Here is a 538-nt window from a genome sequence, read left to right on the forward strand (position 1 = left end):
TGGTGCGCGAGCATCAGGGCTGGGGCACCCTGCGTTACGCCTACGACGCCTGCGGCCAGCTCACCCGCCTGCGTCTGCCGGACAACAGCAAACTCGATTACCACTACGCCAAGGGCGGGGCGCTGACCGCGATCGACCTCAACGGCGCCTTGCTGACCCGCCACGTCTACCAGAACGGCCGCGAACAGCAGCGCCAGCAAGGCCTGCTGCTCAGCGAATACACCTACGACGAACAGGGCCGCTTGAAGTCCCACGCCGTAGGCCATCAACGCAGCGCGCTGTACCGCCGCGACTTTGCCTACAGCGCCAACGGCAACCTCGAACACATCGCCGACACCCGCCACGGCCAGCGCAGCTACACGTACGACGCCCTCGACCGGCTGATCCGCGTGCGCCACACCCGAGACGACTTGCCGGAAACCTTCGCCCACGACCCGGCCGGCAACCTGCTGATGCAGGATCGCCCCGGTCCGACACAGATCAAAGGCAATCGCCTGCTGATGCAGGGCGATCGTCATTACGACTACGACGCCTTCGG

Annotated in this window: 1 protein-coding gene; it reads left to right on the forward strand. The window is 66.0% G+C overall.

Annotated features, from left to right (window positions below; all coding sequences use genetic code 11):
* Positions 1 to 538, forward strand: a 538-nt coding sequence (locus EIY71_RS28490) for an RHS repeat domain-containing protein (RefSeq protein ID WP_372239332.1), incomplete at both ends; no start/stop codon positions are given.

Origin of the sequence: Pseudomonas sp. CH235 (assembly GCF_004368175.1) — a bacterium.
GTDB lineage: Bacteria > Pseudomonadota > Gammaproteobacteria > Pseudomonadales > Pseudomonadaceae > Aquipseudomonas > Aquipseudomonas paraglycinae.